The organism is Paenibacillus sp. 2TAB19 (genome assembly GCF_052115185.1).
Classification (GTDB): domain Bacteria; phylum Bacillota; class Bacilli; order Paenibacillales; family Paenibacillaceae; genus Pristimantibacillus.
This window is the reverse complement of record NZ_JBFRGE010000110.1, coordinates 1-14,720: the sequence shown is the minus strand read 5'-3', so window position 1 is coordinate 14,720 and position 14,720 is coordinate 1. Positions and strand designations below refer to the sequence as shown.

Below are 14,720 nucleotides of genomic sequence, written 5' to 3'. Positions count from 1 at the left end.
TAACTGTTTCTGGTCTCTTGATAAGTAAAGGAGGCGGAACTAGCCATCCTTTATCCTTAAGCATTCTAAGGGTTTTACCGCCAAGTACCGTTTTTGCGGCAGCATATTTTGCAAATATTGCACCAATATCTTCGCGAATACACATTGCCATTGCTTGAGTGCAAGCAACAACACCAGCTGCTGTGTCGGCAGATATCGCAGTGGCAATCTCCTGATCCGCTAAACGAGCACCCACAGGGATATCTTCGAGATTGGCTTTAGGCCTATCAGCCATTGTTGGAGCAGAAGCGATACCATTCGCATTAAGTATTTCGTCCAGTTCTTTTATCTCTTGTATTGCTTGATCAATGTAGTCCTCAATCAACTTCCTTAGGTCTTTATCACCTGCGTGGTTTAAATATGCTTGATAAAAAGAAACTGCTGCTTTAGCTGTAGTAGAAGCTGTCCAGACACTGGATACTTCACCGAAATGCATTGGTTCATCTTTTGGATTACCGCTTAAAATTCCCACGAAAAAGTTGCCCCCTTTGTTGTTAAATCAAATGTATGTTGTCCATTATGCAGTACAATCACCCGCATCAATTGATTACTTATTTTTCCACAAAAATTAGCTCAAACTTGCGCAAAATACGATTAATCAACCGCTGAACGGCGCCGGATGACGAGAATCTATGAAATGAGCACAAAGAAGACAATGAACATATTCCGAGTCTTAGTCAGCACCTTCTTTAGTATGCCTTGCTAAGAATCCGTCCAGGATCTCTGCCATTGGCCCGTTTTCCAACGGTCCTTTAAGCTCGTTCCTAACCAGGAGTAATGCAGCTGCAGGAGGCATCTCTATTGTTCGCAGCGCATCGATCAGCGTATTCTCTTCGTCATTAAGTCGCTTTATGTAGTGCAACTCTATCGGTTCAGGTGTTATCACTAGCTTCACTCTCTTTCGGGAGATTTGTGTCTCTCCAAGCAAACGGCTCCATAAAATATACTTGTTATTACTGGTCATGTTATTAGTCGCAATGAACTCAAATTATTGTGTCCAAGCATCCTGTTTATATACGCAAATTTGGACCATTTAAAGGGCGTACTACAAAAAGAGGATTTGCCAATATGGCAAATCCCCTCCCCTTCATGCATTCCTCAAATAAATTAATACGGCAGCTCCACCGATACCTCGCGACGGGCTTCAGCTGATCGCAACACCCMGTCGATGATTGCTTGTTGGATAAGTATTTGATCACCTGGAATAGGTGCCGGTCTTGAATCCCGAACCGCTTCAGCGAAATCATGCACTTTTTGATCGAACAGATTCAATTGATGCTGAACCAGCGGGATCGGCGTTGATGTATGGCCGCCGAATTCATCATGATAAAGAGTTATKGATCCGACGGATCCGTCCCACACTCCAGACCAAGGACCAGCACCTGCCGGCGTTACTTTTAACCCCGCATCCGTGCCTAGGAACATCGTCGCTCCGAGCGTATCCATATGCATCGCCCAAGATATTTTGAACTGCAGCACGAGATCGTTCTCGAAACGGACCATCGCCACGCCGAAATCTTCGACTTCAAACTTGCTCGCTTCTGGATGGTAAAGCGAATTTGTACCAAAATGGTTAGACGTAAATGCAGATACGGTTAGTGGACGAGGATATCCAAGCGTATTTAGTGCCATATCCAACGAGTAACACCCAATATCGGCCATTGCGCCTGCTCCTGCAAGCTTTTTACTTATGAATGTGCCTCCTGGCATACCTCTGCGACGTCCGCCGCCCGTTTCGACGTAGTAGACGTTACCGAGGCGCCCGGATTGCACGATCGTTTGCAGAAGTTTCATATTCGGATCGTAGCGCGGTTGGAAGCCTAACGTCAGCATCTTTCCGCTTTCCTTCGCTGCCTGCGTCATTTCAATTCCTTCTTGAAGCGTGACAGACATCGGTTTTTCAAGCAGAACGTTTTTACCCGCGCGCAAAGAATCGACCGTCGTGATATGATGCGATACGTTCGGCGTGCAAATGCTGACTCCATCCAAATCCATTCGCAACAGCTCGGTGTGGCTGTCGAATGAAGCTGTTTCTTTCAACCCTTCGGCTTCTGCAAACGCGAGCGCCTTACCCGCAATGACATCTGCCACACCTACAATCTCGACGTACGGCAGCTTTTTGTATGCCGATACATGCGCTCTGGCAATGCCACCAGTTCCGATTATCCCGATACGCAGCTTTTTACTCATTGTGCAATCCTTCTTCCTCATGAATATGTATGAAGTGAACTTTCCATTAATAGCATTACAGATTTAAGATAGCATACAGAAGGGACAAAGTTTAGTTCAGTTTGATGTCATTTGATGTGCAATTTTGCGACAGAGTCYATCCCCTCACTATTTAACTGAGCAATGATACCGCCGCCTAAGTTACCCGCTAACCTCCCGATAATAGACCCATTGTAATATATGGTTGAGGACATTCCCGGTGAATCTGGAAGCAGTTCCGTGAAGTAGCTTAGTCCATTGCCCATAACAATAGCGACAAACACTGCCTGCAAAAGCTGAGCTGCGATAAGCTGCCAGGAATGCGTTGAAACACTTATAATAATATTGTAAATGATTGCGATAAAGCAGGCGCCGATCAATAGCCGCTCTTTTTTTAGGCAGAAATAGTAATACTATAGAAGATGCAATAGTAATGAAAATCGCGGAAGTCCCCAGAAAAAGCCCCTTGTATCCAACCGCTCCTAAAATTATTGTTCCCACTAACGGTCCTACTAGGAATCCAAGAGATATAAGTGAGCGCAATGTAGACATCGCAAACGTCTTCCCGTTCGTCCCAAATCTTTGCCTAATCCTCTCAAATTCAATAAAGCATCAACTGCTTACGTTGATGCTTTAAGATGTTTGATATCTTGTATCGGAGGAAATCCAAACATTCTAGAATACTCACGGCTGAATTGGGATGTACTTTCATAACCTACTCGGTATGCAACATCAGTGGCATCTGCTGACTCCGTTAATAACAGACGCCGAGCTTCCTGTAGTCTCATTTGTTTTTGAAACTGAATAGGACTCATGGCTGTTACGTCTTTAAAATGTCGATGAAACGATGAAATACTCATATTCGCTATTTCTGCAAGCTCTTCGATCCGAAAGGAATGATTGAAATGATTCATAATATGTTCAATAACATCTCTGATTTGGCGGATCGAGCTCTCTTCCATCACAATTCCTTTTAACATGTCTCCATTCTGACCTTGCAGCACCCTATAAAGAATTTCCTCCGTATATAATGGGACRAGCATAGAAATATCTTCAGGTGAATCTAATAGACGTAATAATCGGATGACCGCATCTAATAGTGACGATTCAATATGGCTTACAAACATAGCTCGTTTTGAGCTTTCTTTAGGGTTAGCTCGAAGTTCAGTGTCATGTAAAACCTTTAAGATTTGACTAGGTGTAAACTCAAGCCTGAGACCTAAATAAGGCACATCGGGAGTGGCTTCAGTGACTTGAGTAGTAACAGGCAAATGAACGGATGCTACTAGGTAATCGGCAGGACTATAGATAAAACGTTCCTTCGCAAGCCATACTTCCTTCTCCCCTTGTGCAACCAAACAGAAGGACGGTTTATACACGCCGTGACTCGGCCCAGACGCTATTGAACGGCGCATAATATATAGAGACGGAATAGCCGTACTTTGAACTCCGTCCTCTTCTAGATACCGTTCAATGATGCTTGCGAGCTCATTCTGCCGTGTGACTTTTTTAGACATTTGATGTTCTCCGTTTCGTTTTACTGTATAGTTCGATTATAGTCCATATTTATATGTGAAATAAGTGGTTGTGAGAGGATTAGGCAAACATTTGACACGAATGGGATAACGACCGCTTTATCATATCGTGCATAATAAGAATGTGAAAAACACATAATCATTCATAATATTGGAGGATTTTATATGCAAAATGTAACGTTGAACAATGGTGTTGAGATGCCTCTACTCGGATTTGGTGTTTTTCAAATTCAAGATGAAAGTGAATGCGAACAAAGCGTTTATGACGCTATTATGGCGGGCTATCGGCTGATTGATACCGCTGCCTCTTATCTAAATGAGGAAGCAGTTGGCAGAGCGATCAAACGTAGTGGTGTATCACGAGAGGAATTATTTATCACTACGAAACTTTGGGTACAGGATACCGGTTATGATCGTACAAAAAAAGCATTCGACAATTCACTGAAGCGTTTGCAATTAGATTATTTGGATTTGTATCTCATTCATCAGCCGTATGGAGATGTATACGGTTCTTGGCGCGCGATGGAAGAATTGTATCGCGAAGGTAAGGTCAGGGCCATTGGAGTCAGCAATTTTCATGAGGATCGTCTGATCGATTTGATTATTCATAATGAAGTGGCTCCAGCTGTAAATCAAGTTGAAACACACCCTTTCAATCAGCAAATCGACAACGCGAAATTTATGAAAGAGCATCATGTTCAGATCGAATCCTGGGCGCCTTTTGCCGAAGGAAAAAATAACATGTTCCAGAATGAGGTATTGGTGCCTATAGCAGAAAAGTATAATAAATCCGTTGCTCAAGTCGTTCTACGTTGGCTGGCACAAAGAGAAGTCGTTGTAATTCCTAAGTCGGTTCGAAAAGAAAGAWTAATCGAAAACTTCAATATTTTCGATTTTGAATTAGATCAAGCGGATATGGAGCTAATTGCTGCGTTAGATACGAAGCAGAGCCTGTTTTTTTCCCATCGCGATCCTGAAATGGTGAAATGGCTTGGCACCCGCAAACTCGAAATCTGATAAAGCGCAAATAAATATACTTTTATAGTACAYCCCCAAAATCAATGATTATGGGGGTGCTTTATGTCACGAAAGAGACTCATACCTGACGTATTGTATCATGATAATATTTCGATATACCCGTCTGTTCCATTCACGCGAATTCGTTGCCCATCTTTTATGATTTTGGTAGCGTTCTCCACCCCGACAACTGCTGGCAAACCAAATTCACGTGCGATAACGGCTCCATGGGTCATCAGCCCTCCGACCTCAGTAACTAGTCCTTTAATGGATACAAATAATGAAGTCCAGCCAGGGTCAGTAAATGCGGTGACTAATATATCCCCATCTTCCAGAACAGCATCTTCCATTATTAAGATGACACGTGCACGCCCCTCTATAACTCCGGTAGAAACAGGAAGACCTACAATTGCTTCGGCTGGGATATTTTCTCGATCGTATTTGCCCGCAATGATTTCACCATCAGACGTGATTACACGCGGAGGAGTTAGTTTTTCGAAAACTTTGTAATCGTCTTTTCGTTTACTGATGATCTGATAATCCAGTTTATTTGTGCGTACTACCTTGTGAAGTTCATCAAAAGTGAGATAGTATATATCTTCTTTTTCATGAATAACACTAGCTTGGACGAGTTGTTCRGCTTCTTTCAGTAAAGCCTGCTTATATATGAAGTAGCGATTGATCATGCCGTATTTTGGATACTCACGATAGCCGATGAAATTCCGGATTAGGCTGATCACTCGTTTTGTCTCCTCAGCTTTTTGTTCACCATCCGGTAATTGCTTCAATCGATCTAATATCTCTTGTTCTTTTTCTAAAGCTTCCTGTCGCCCCTGCTCAAATTTCCGTTTGCCGGCATTAGGCTCGAAGTTTTTGATATTGCTGAGAATCATAGGGACAAGTGTAATTGGTTTTTCACTCCAACGCGTTCTGGAAATATCGATTTCACCGGCGCATCGCATTCCGTATTTGCCCAGATAAGCATTGATAGCGACTTGCGTTTCCTGTCCACCATCAAACTTAACCAGTTCATCCAAAAAGTTATCATCTTTTACATGTTGTAAATAATCAATGATTTGCGGATAAGGACGAATCACATCTGCGACATCCAATAGAGCCAGACCCATTTCCGAAGTAATGTTGTTTGGTACAGATTGAGATAGCGTATCTGCTGCGTTTTTTTCACCTAACCACTCGTACATTTTTTCGTTAATCCACGACGAAGCATTCATAGCACTCATAAAAACCTTTGTACTTTGCGGGTCAAATAAGTTCTTCTTTAATTCCTGGAGATCTTCCAAAATAAAATCAAATAAAGCTGCTCCTGATTTCGTTTGAATGTTTTGTTTTAAGTCTTCTATCGATATTTGACTGTTCTTAATCAAATCAGAAACGATAGCCGGGTCGTTATCGATTTGTGTTTGAAAAACTGCAGACGACTTACCTTTACTGCTATTATCGGGACTCGGTTCTTTTCTATCATCTGGCAACGATTTTATATATTCACGCTCTATTAAGGTCAAAAATGCGTCTTTTGTGAGTGGATCGGATTTTCCCAGTGTATTTATAAAAGTTTCTCTGCTGACAGGTGAAGCCAGCATATGCGTAACATCAACAAACAACCTTCCACCAGCTTTACGCATAGGTGCAGGTGTTATTAACATGTAAAAAGACAGTCCCAATGGTTTCATCGGATCGGTCATCATTTGTTGATGGCCGACAGATACATAAACGTGATTTTTTTGATCATTCGCTTCAGGAATCGGGAATAAAGTAGTGATTGGCCGACTTTGGACAATATAGAATACATCATCAACCAAACACCATTCGATATCCTGAGGACGGCCGAAATAAGCTTCAATCTGTCTTCCGATGCGTGCCAGTTGTAAAATTTGTTGTTCAGTAAGCGTTTGAGTCTGCTGCTGCGCAGGATCGATCTGCTGTGTCTCTGTTCCGCCTTCTTTTCGAACATAGATTGCTATTTTTTTGGTAGCTATCCTTTTATCGACGATTTCCCCATCCTGCACTTTATAACAATCGGCAGATACTAAGCCAGAGACCAATGCTTCTCCAAGTCCAAAACTGGCATCGATTGATAGCAGCTTCCGGTTAGAAGTAATGGGATCAGCGGTGAATAAAATGCCTGAAGCCTGCGGGAATACCATCTTTTGAACGATAACGGATAAATATACATGCCTATGGTCAAATCCATTTTGTATACGGTAGATTACCGCGCGATCCGTAAATAGGGATGCCCAGCATTTGCTGATATGCTGCAAAATGGCTTCGAGTCCGATGATATTTAAATAGGTGTCTTGTTGACCAGCGAATGAGGCATGTGGCAAATCCTCTGCAGTCGCACTAGAACGTACCGCATAGGCATATTCATCACCAAACTGGATGAGATAGTGAGTCACTGCTTTCACAACTTCGGATGGAATTTCTACTTCTATAATGATTTGTCGAATCTGCTTGCTGATTTCACTAATTTGATCTCGATCTGCTGCTTTTAGCAACGTTAGCCGATCCAACAATGATTGAAACGTTTCGTTATGTTCGATTGCCTTTTGATATCCCACTGTTGTAACACAAAATCCTTCTGGAACTTGTATACCTGCCATTTTTGATAATTCCCCTAGATTCAACCCTTTTCCGCCAACGAGCGAAAGCAGCGTATTGTCCATTTCCTGAAAACCGAGAACTAAAGAACTCAATCAACTTCTCTCCTAACCATTAAATTGAGAAAAATCATTTGACAAAGATTTAAAGGCGTGTTACTCTTAAAGTGTAAGATACACAATTTATGTCTTCTTCGAATTCAGAGTCATGATCTGATTATATCATCACGGCTTTTTATATGCAATATGAAAGAACCTGAATAAACTATTCAGGTTCTTTTTTTGTTATATGATCTGATTCGATACCCCCACACTCCTTCCAATTCTCCTTGAATAACATAAAATGACCTCAGCTTCCAACTGTGTTGGAAATTGAGGTCATTTTATTTGTGATCTGGGCTGTCACGGCAAAGGGTAAGCCGCCGCCTCGCCTGTCGATGATTCGTAGGCTTGCAGAACCGTATCGAGCAATCCTGGGAAACGAGCTTCCAAATCTTCATGCCGAATGCTCAGCAGTCTATGCGTACCTTGTATTCGGGTACGAACAATTCCCGCTTCGCGGAGTGTTCGCGTATGATGGGACAAGGTTGACTTGACGATGGGCAATTCAAGATTTCCGCATGACCCCTCCCCCATCTTGACCAATGTAGCCACCAATCGTATGCGAATTGGATCGCTAAGTGCATACAGTACTGAAGTGAGTTGAATATCCGCTCGATCGGGATGATGTAACACTTTCACCTAAAGCGCCCCCTTTCGTCGATAACCTGTAATCGTTGTCAACAAATTAGTTAGTAAGTTGTAATTGCATCTTATCACATTCCATGCTATATTWCTAATGTKCRATTACAATCGAACATTAGAACTTAGAAACGAGGGATATCATGTCAAATATGAACCTGGCCGTTCGCGCAAGTGTAGACAAGGAACAGATCCGGGAAGGTGTCGTCACGCTTCTGCTCGGATTTACCATCGTGCTTGTCATTATGAATACAATGATGTTCAACCTCGCACTGCCCGATGTCGCGCATGACTTCGCGCTTTCATCCACCTCGGTATCCTGGATCGTGACAGGATACTCTATTCTGTTTGCTATATCGTCCATCACGTACAGCAGGCTGTCCGATTTCGTTCCAATTCGAAGATTGTATGTAATTGGYATACTATCGTTCGGTGTAGCCGCAATCATTGGCTTATTCAGCGATAGCTTTATTCCGCTCTTATTCGCGCGTCTGCTACAGGCCTCCGGTGCAGGTGCCATTCCAGCACTTTCCATGGTTCTCATTACAAGATATATTCCCGTAGGCAGAAGGGGCAAAGCGATGGCCGCCATTATGTCAGCTGCCTCGCTTGGTCTAGGCTTAGGTCCCGTCATCGGAGGAGTAATTGTAGAGTATTGGGGCTGGCATTATCTATTTGGTGTCACTTCGCTCACTTTGCTGTTGATCCCTTTCTATGTCCGTCTACTTCCCAAAGAAACGCCTGCAAAAGGAAGCTTCGATCTGCTTGGAGCCTTATTCGTRGGGATAGGAACGACGGGTCTGCTGCTTTTCCTTACTAGCCAAGAATGGTATTGGCTGATCGCCGGTCTAATTGCAATCTTTCTGTTTATTGTGCGCATCCGTACGGCTAAAGATCCGTTCGTCCAACCAGTTCTATTCCGGAATGCGCCTTATTTGATGGTCAGCGCCGTCGGGATCGGCGCATACCTATGCAGCTTCGCCACCTTGTTCATCATGCCGCAAATTTTAGTGCACCAATTCGGACTTTCGGCAAGCCAATCAGGCTTAATCATCTTTCCTGGTTCCTTATTAGCCATGATTTTGTCACGCTTAGTCGGCAAAATAATCGACCGCTTCGGAAATCGTTTTATCATTCAATACATTCCTTTGCTCGTACTTGCTTCTGTCGTATTGTTCGCGCTCTTGGCTGCACAATCTTCATGGGCTATTTTATTCATCTATATGCTAATGAGTGTCGGCTTTACGTTCATTTCCAGCAGCGTCTCGAATGAGCTGTCCCGACTGTTACCTGGATCCCAAGTGGGCTCGGGACTTGGATTATTCCAATTGCTGCAATTTTTCAGCGGTGCATTCGGGATCGCGGCAACAGCTACGGCGCTCGAATGGCAGCAAGCTCGTACACTAGCCTCTGCCTATTCAAGTATCTTCTGGGGAATGACTATTATCGTCTTGCTCGCCATGGTCTGCTCCTATTTCTATATCCGTCATTCCAGACAGATCCACCGGTAGCTGCGGCAGTGCGTTAAGCTTTGCCTCGGTTTTGCGCCAATCGTAATCGGTTCCCCAATGGCGTGCGAGTTCTTGCATCATGACGAGCTGCACGCCTTGCGATGCATCCACAACCTTCTCTTTATCCGGCCATTTTGTCGCGTTGATACGCCTAACCATCTCGGTCAGTTCCGACTCTGGAATATTCACACGAAAGGAAGACTGAAGTGTTTATCCGGAGACTCCTTTGTTATTTCCTCTGGTATGTGAAGCCAGTCAATACTAGGGATAGAGCCATTCCTAAGGACAATTCTTATTCGATTGACGACGAATATCCGAACAGTTTGACTTAATTCGCATCTGTCCTCACTTCGCCTTCAATCGGCATAATAAGTACAAGCTCAGACTCATTATTGGTATAACGTTTAATAGTGGCTTGCTCTTTACTTTCACCATTGCTGTCTATCGTTCCGTAATGCAGCAAATCCGCCATTAGATTATCCATAAAATATACGGACTCGCCAAATGCTTTCGGTTCTGTGCCTGTTTCCCCATTTTCTCCTATCGTATCCTTTTGCCATTTTATTTCGGCAAGTCCATTTTCGTTGATTTCAACATATGTCAGTAATCCTCTATACTCTATGAAATAACGGAGGGCTTCTCCTCTTGGAAACGTGTATAGGGTAGTAAAGCCTTCCCCATAAGGTTGAATATCTGACTCCAAGTTTAACTTTGGAAGGGCGAGTGCAGCCAAGCGCGCATTTACAAGGTCGCCGCTTCTGAGCTTTTGGAACTGCTCCTCGCCAGTCGGCGTGCGCACGATGACTTCCTTGCTTTTATTGTCATACGTAGTCGTGCCGCCTAGCATTTCCGTTACGAAGCGAACGGGTATGTAGGTTCGTCCTCGCTTCACAGTTACCGGTGCGTCTAATGCTATTTTTTTCCCGTTGATGTCAGCTGTTCTCAAGCCATCCTTCAAGCGCACCGTTATTTTATTAACCAGATTATTGATAATGATGGTCTTTGTAGATGACTCATAGGTATAGCTGATTTTAGCGGGATCATGGAAAGATCTTAATTGGACCATCGTTCGGCCATTCACATTTAATACATCGTCCTGGTAGATGCCATTGATAAACACCTTTTGCGTCGTTGTCGTGGAAGGTGCAGCCTTAACCGCAGAGCCTCCATTTACTACTCCCGCCATCGTTAATGCAACCGCAGCTGTTTTCATCCATTTTTTCATCTTAAATCCCTCCCAAAATAGCGCGTCTCAGTGATAAGACGCAAGATTTTGGTTATATGTTACATAAAAAGAAGAAACTATCGAACTAAACGGTCCTTTACCGGTTCAGACTCCACCACCGCAACGGCCCGTACAGGTGACCCGTCGCCACTGACGATGCGCAAAGGAAACCCGTAAAACATAAAATCGGTTTCAACGGGAAGTCGATCCAAACCTCGAAGTCCGGTATACGTTATAATATCGATTCCTAACAACGACCGCTCCAGTTCTTCTGACAGTTCGCCGCCGACAAACGGTGGTCGCAGTGCAGCGAGCCGGTCAAAGCATTCTAGCCCAACGGATTCAATGAAAAACAGCCCACGGCATTCCGGCCAAGCAGGGTCTTCGATCCGTACTACACGCGAAGCTCCAAAAAATCGCTCTAGTGGTAGTTCATCTAATGTCGAGGCACCGGGGTGCATATGTGAGGGCGCATCCACATGGGTTCCGGTATGGCTGCCCATCGAAAGCTGTCTCAGTTCCCAGCTATGACACTCGTATGTATGTGCTACCTTGACTTTTACCTCCGGATCGCCGGGATAAACGGGCATACCATCAGTAATTGGCAACGATAAATCAATCACTTTCACTCATGCCCCTCCTTTCCTACTAGACAGATGAACAAGCTATCTTCTTATAGTGTGCATATACAAGTTATATCACAAAATTTCAATATAAGGATGTGACTTACTATGGCAACAAGAATGATACGAAATTATTCTGTCCATGACATGAGAGATGAAGTCCTCTATTTTAACAAGCTTTGGAAACGGTCATTCACTAACGGAAGAGCAAAGTATGTAGCTCTATCAAATCATTCGACCATCAGACTGACAAACACGACTCCAAGTGGTCAGCTCATTCCGGTCGTTATTCAAAAATACAAAAAAGGAAGTGTTGTTGTCATTATCGATACAGCAGTACATTTACCGCCACATTCAACGAAGAGACTATAGCAGACTGAGGCTTGCAGCACTCAGGTCGGAAAATGTCGTCGCTCCACTCGACGGATCCATTTGGGAATTGAAAAAGAGCCCAGTATAATGGGCTCTCCTTCATTTTCTAATTAAGAATGTAATGCTATATCAAGTATTTTCCCGTGATTGAATGCTCTGCATGGACAATTTGTGGCACTGTGCCCTCAAACACGACCTGACCGCCCTTACCGCCTCCGTCCGGTCCCATATCGATGATCCAGTCCGCTTGACTAATCACTTCGAGGTTATGCTCGATGACGATCACTGTATTGCCTGCATCAACGAGACGGTTCATAATGTCTAGAAGGTGACCGATATCTGACATATGCAGGCCGGTCGTCGGCTCGTCCATCACATAGATGCTGCCCTTCTTATGCAGCTCGCTTGCCAGCTTGATGCGCTGACATTCTCCGCCCGAAAGCGTACTGAGCGGCTGACCGAGAGTTACATAGTTCAAGCCAACATCACTCATCGCCTGGAGCTTGCGTACAACCTCTTTGAGCTGGAAGAAGTCCAATGCCTGCTCCACAGTCATCTCCAGCACCTCTGCAATTGACTTGCCGTTCAGCTTATAGGAGAGTACTTCTTCCTTGAACCGTTTGCCTCCGCATACTTCGCATGGCAGCTTCACGCTGTCCAGGAATGCAAGGTCTGTATACACAACACCTAACCCTTGACAGTTCTCGCAAGCACCTTTGGAATTAAAGCTGAACAAGCCTTGGTTTACCTTGTTCGCAGAAGCAAAAGCTTTGCGCACATCATCCATGATGCCCGTGTAGGTAGCGGGATTCGAGCGTGTGGACACGCCTACAGCCGATTGGTCGATGACGATCGCATCCGGATGTTCGCTGAGAAATACATCGTTAATCAACGTACTCTTGCCCGAACCTGCTACACCTGTAACGACTGTCAGCACCCCTGTTGGTATATCGACACTTACGTTCTGCAAATTGTGCAGGTTGGCATTCTTAATGGTCAGCTTGCCGGATGGCTGTCTGCACTCAAGCTTCAGCTCGAGCGGCCGTTTCATATGGTTTCCTGTCAGCGTACCTGACTCGAGCAAACCCTGATAGCTCCCTTCATACACGATAGTACCGCCGCGACTGCCGGCGTGAGGCCCAACATCGACGATATGGTCTGCCACCTTGATCACGTCAGGATCATGTTCGACGACAATTACGGTATTGCCCTTGTCCCGCAGCTTCTGAAGCAATTCATTCAAACGGTGTACATCACGAGGGTGCAAGCCAACGCTTGGCTCATCGAATATGTATGTAACATCCACTAGACTTCCGCTCAAATGCTTCACCATCTTAACTCGCTGCGATTCGCCGCCGGACAACGTATCCGTCTCGCGATCCAGCGTTAAGTAGTCAAGCCCGATATCCACTAAGTGTTGAAGCCGCTCGGTCAGAGACTTAACAATCGGCGCGGCGACGGCATCGTCAATTTCTCGAATAGCCCGGATGAGCTGTCCGACCTCCATGGATGACATCTCCGCAATGTTTAGTCCATTGATCCTGCAGCCGAGCGTCGACTGACTGAGTCGCGCACCGCGGCAGCTGGAGCAAGGGCCTTCGGAAATGTACGGCGCAACCGATTTCTGAGTGCGCTCGGACTTCGTCTTCAGATCCTGTTTGATGTATTTGTTGGTGAATTTCTCTATAACGCCTTCCACTGTAATATTCATTGCCTTACCGGCGAAATCCATCTGAACTTTCCTCGCCTTGCCGTACAGCAATTGCTCCAGATCATCATCCGTATAATCGTTCAGCTTCTTGTCGGGATCGAAAGGACCCGATTGAACGACCATATTCCACTCCCAACCGTCCACCGAGTAGTCTGGCAGCATGATTGCCCCTTCCTTCAACGACTTCGATAGGTCCACTGCTTTACTCAAGTCGACGCCCAGTCTCCGACCGATCCCATTGCACTCGGGACACATGCCTTGCGGATCGTTGAACGAGAACATATGCGATTGTCCAACATAGGGTTGACCGACACGGGAGAAGAGAAGACGAAGAATTGGAGAGATATCGGTAATCGTGCCCATCGTGGAATGGGAACCGCCGCCGAGCCTTTTCTGATCCACGATAACAGACATGCTCAGGTTCTCAATCGCATCCGTATCCGGCTGTGGCACGCGTGGCAGGAAATTACGCACGAACATGCTGAAGTTCTCATTCAACAATCGCGTGGATTCTGCGGCGATCGTATCGAAAACTATCGATGACTTGCCGGAACCGGATACGCCGGTGAAAATCGTGATCTTCCGCTTAGGAATGCGCAAAGATACGTTCTTGAGATTGTTTTCTCTCGCACCTGAGATAACGATAAACTCCTGATTTGTTTCGCTCATGATCTACATCCTTCCGATCGTGTTGGTTTCTTGTATAATCGTTTCCGCTACGGTTATATCAGATTAAGCAGGCATAACCGGCTGCAATCATTATGCAACCGGTTTATCTATAAATTTATTGTGCCAACAGCTTTTCAAGCTCGCCGCACCAAGCACTCCAGCCATGCCTCGCGCCTTCAAGTCCATGAACATTCGAGAATCCCGTTTGATCAAGATGAAGATTAATCTTGCCGTCCCCTAAATCCTGCAGCGTCCACACGACCGTGTGCTTCTCCTCTCCGACGGCCCATATATAGGACAACTTGTCTGGCGGGTCCACGACAAGCACTTCGCCGTCAATGATGCCATCCCAATAATCATTCGGCTGAGCGCGAAACTGAAACTTATGACCAACGATAGGCTTAAAATCATTTTCCAATACCCATTTGGCTAGCTTGTTTGAATCGGTAAT

The 14,720-nt window shown here is 44.8% G+C and carries 13 protein-coding genes; 2 read left to right on the top strand and 11 right to left on the bottom strand.

Annotation, left to right across the window (positions count from 1 at the left end):
- The 4 genes from AB4Z33_RS28215 to AB4Z33_RS28200 all read right to left on the bottom strand — a co-directional run.
- A partial coding sequence (locus tag AB4Z33_RS28215) for a DUF3231 family protein (protein ID WP_442053091.1) occupies positions 1–511 on the bottom strand: 511 nt, incomplete at its 3' end.
- Positions 512–712: 201 nt separating this feature from the next.
- Positions 713–934: a hypothetical protein gene (locus tag AB4Z33_RS28210; RefSeq protein WP_442053090.1), complete on the bottom strand. Its 222-nt coding sequence runs from the start codon at positions 932–934 to the stop codon at positions 713–715.
- Positions 935–1,146: 212 nt separating this feature from the next.
- Positions 1,147–2,229 (bottom strand): Gfo/Idh/MocA family protein, encoded by a 1,083-nt coding sequence (locus AB4Z33_RS28205; RefSeq protein WP_442053089.1) that lies wholly within the window; start codon positions 2,227–2,229, stop codon positions 1,147–1,149.
- 638 nt (positions 2,230–2,867) lie between these two features.
- Positions 2,868–3,764, bottom strand: coding sequence for an AraC family transcriptional regulator N-terminal domain-containing protein (locus AB4Z33_RS28200; RefSeq protein WP_442053088.1), 897 nt, complete (start codon positions 3,762–3,764; stop codon positions 2,868–2,870).
- A 183-nt stretch (positions 3,765–3,947) separates the two neighbouring features.
- On the opposite strand from AB4Z33_RS28200, the gene AB4Z33_RS28195 reads away from it, so the two are divergent.
- Entirely contained in the window at positions 3,948–4,799 is an 852-nt protein-coding gene (locus AB4Z33_RS28195) for an aldo/keto reductase (RefSeq protein ID WP_442053087.1), read from the top strand.
- A 98-nt stretch (positions 4,800–4,897) separates the two neighbouring features.
- Here the strand turns inward: AB4Z33_RS28195 and ppsA are convergent, their stop codons facing one another.
- A complete protein-coding gene (ppsA, locus tag AB4Z33_RS28190) occupies positions 4,898–7,513 on the bottom strand; it encodes a phosphoenolpyruvate synthase (protein ID WP_442053086.1) in 2,616 nt (871 codons plus the stop codon).
- A gap of 306 nt (positions 7,514–7,819) precedes the next feature.
- Positions 7,820–8,158 (bottom strand): ArsR/SmtB family transcription factor, encoded by a 339-nt coding sequence (locus AB4Z33_RS28185; protein ID WP_442053085.1) that lies wholly within the window; start codon positions 8,156–8,158, stop codon positions 7,820–7,822.
- Between the two features lie 143 nt (positions 8,159–8,301).
- Between AB4Z33_RS28185 and AB4Z33_RS28180 the strand changes: the two genes are divergently transcribed.
- The gene (locus tag AB4Z33_RS28180; protein ID WP_442053084.1) at positions 8,302–9,669 is read left to right on the top strand and encodes an MFS transporter; all 1,368 of its coding nucleotides are present in this window, start codon (positions 8,302–8,304) and stop codon (positions 9,667–9,669) included.
- Here AB4Z33_RS28180 and AB4Z33_RS28175 read toward each other — a convergent pair.
- The 5 genes from AB4Z33_RS28175 to AB4Z33_RS28155 all read right to left on the bottom strand — a co-directional run.
- Positions 9,577–9,828 carry an epoxide hydrolase N-terminal domain-containing protein gene (locus AB4Z33_RS28175; protein ID WP_442053092.1) on the bottom strand — a complete coding sequence of 84 codons (252 nt, stop codon included), beginning with the start codon at positions 9,826–9,828 and terminating at the stop codon, positions 9,577–9,579. The two genes, AB4Z33_RS28180 and AB4Z33_RS28175, sit on opposite strands and share 93 nt — an antisense overlap.
- 169 nt (positions 9,829–9,997) lie before the next feature.
- Positions 9,998–10,894, bottom strand: coding sequence for a copper amine oxidase N-terminal domain-containing protein (locus AB4Z33_RS28170; RefSeq protein WP_442053083.1), 897 nt, complete (start codon positions 10,892–10,894; stop codon positions 9,998–10,000).
- Between the two features lie 77 nt (positions 10,895–10,971).
- The gene (locus AB4Z33_RS28165; protein ID WP_442053082.1) at positions 10,972–11,523 is read right to left on the bottom strand and encodes a cyclase family protein; all 552 of its coding nucleotides are present in this window, start codon (positions 11,521–11,523) and stop codon (positions 10,972–10,974) included.
- A 490-nt stretch (positions 11,524–12,013) separates the two neighbouring features.
- The gene (locus AB4Z33_RS28160; RefSeq protein WP_442053081.1) at positions 12,014–14,269 is read right to left on the bottom strand and encodes an ATP-binding cassette domain-containing protein; all 2,256 of its coding nucleotides are present in this window, start codon (positions 14,267–14,269) and stop codon (positions 12,014–12,016) included.
- A gap of 115 nt (positions 14,270–14,384) precedes the next feature.
- Positions 14,385–14,720 (bottom strand): SRPBCC family protein (locus AB4Z33_RS28155; RefSeq protein ID WP_442053080.1); only part of this gene is annotated, 336 nt, incomplete at its 5' end.